The organism is Moorena sp. SIO4E2 (assembly GCF_010671945.1).
GTDB classification, from domain to species: domain Bacteria; phylum Cyanobacteriota; class Cyanobacteriia; order Cyanobacteriales; family Coleofasciculaceae; genus Moorena; species Moorena producens.
Genome location: NZ_JAAHIE010001186.1, coordinates 1 through 1492 on the forward strand (window position 1 = coordinate 1; position 1492 = coordinate 1492).

Sequence of the window (1492 nt, forward strand, 5' to 3'; positions counted from 1 at the left end):
TGCGGTTCGTCCCACAAAACGCTCTGATTGAAACCGCTTTCGACCAAATCTGCCATCGCAGTAACCTATCAGTGTGGGGAGGTCCGGGCATTGGAAAGTCTTCCTTTCTGGAATTACTGACTTGGCCGGAAATCTGGCGAGTACACCAGACCGACCCATCGCAAGCAGTGATTGTGTTGGTGAATTGCCTCAGTATCCATCCCTTCACAGGGTCTGGCTTTTGGGGAAAGGTCTTGAGCTTGATTAAAACTAAACTCGACAGCAATCCTGGGCTGCAAGCAGATATTGATGGATTCCTGCAAGACGGAAAAAGCACTGCTGAGGATTTCCGAAAAGTCTTGGGTAAGCTGGGAGCACACCACAAATTCCTAGTATTGCTAGCTGATGATTATGATGCTGTTTTTCGGACTCATGAAACCTACACTGAAGCTGACATGGAAGCCTTTCTAAGTGAGTGTCGCAGCGTAGCCTATTTTGCTGAGGAAAGGCAATACCTCTCCATGATTGTTACCTCCTCTCGCCGTCTTAATGAACTTGGGCCGAGTCTCACCCCAGATAAATCCCCCTGGTACAATCACTATTTGTTTCGACAACTTAAGCCATTTACCAAGAATGAAGTAGATACTCTGCTATTTGGGATGCCGATGACACCAGCGTTGCGGGATGGTATTAAAGAGATTGCTGATGGACACCCGGTCTTGCTACAGAATGCCGGTTATCTGCTGTACCAAGAGTTACGAGCTGGAGGAGACCTCGACCCTGTTACCTTTGCCCAAGAGTTTCAAAATACCACCCTACATATCTTTCAACAGATGTGGGAATTATCTAATCCCATCGAGCAAACCTTGTTAATGCTAATTGCCCTGTCTGAACTAAAGGGTCGATTGCGTAATCAGCGCTACGATATCAGTAATATTGATAACATTTTTAGTCAGCAGGAGCTAGAATTAAATGCTCTAGTGGGGCAAGGAGTGATTAAACGTCGATACACGGAAGATAAGATCAATTATTCCTTTGCCTCTTCTATTATGGAGTGGTGGGTGGTCAAAAAAATCCAGAATAGCAACGAAACTGAACTAGAACAACGAAAGAAAGTGTTTTTGAATGTGATGAGTTCAAAGCAAGCCGAAAAAGTAACTAAAGCCATTCGTTGGTTATGGGAAAATAAAGAGCAGGTGCCATCTATCCTAGAATGGATTGGAAAAGTGACAGCTGCCCTTCCAAAAGGAGCAATTGGCGGATAAACTAAGGTTGCTATCCCGACCTTGTAGTAATAGGCGTAGGGTGCGTGATAAGACTGGCTCGCCCTGGTTTTCCGCCTCTTAGTCCCTGGTTAGAACAGCCCGTCCCGTAACGCACCACCGGCTCAAACAGCTACAGGTCTTGGCTGACTAGCTAAATGCTGTTCGCGTAGCTTCCGCATTAGCTGAATGCTGAATGCTGAATGCTGGATCCTGATTGCTTACAAAGTAACTTAGGATAAAGCCAACAT

Annotated in this window: 1 protein-coding gene; it reads left to right on the forward strand. The window is 45.7% G+C overall.

Annotation, left to right across the window (positions count from 1 at the left end; all coding sequences use genetic code 11):
- The coding region (locus F6K37_RS42025) for an ATP-binding protein (protein ID WP_287257172.1) at window positions 1–1244 on the forward strand (1244 nt) is incomplete at its 5' end.
- Between the last annotated feature and the right edge of the window lie 248 nt (window positions 1245–1492).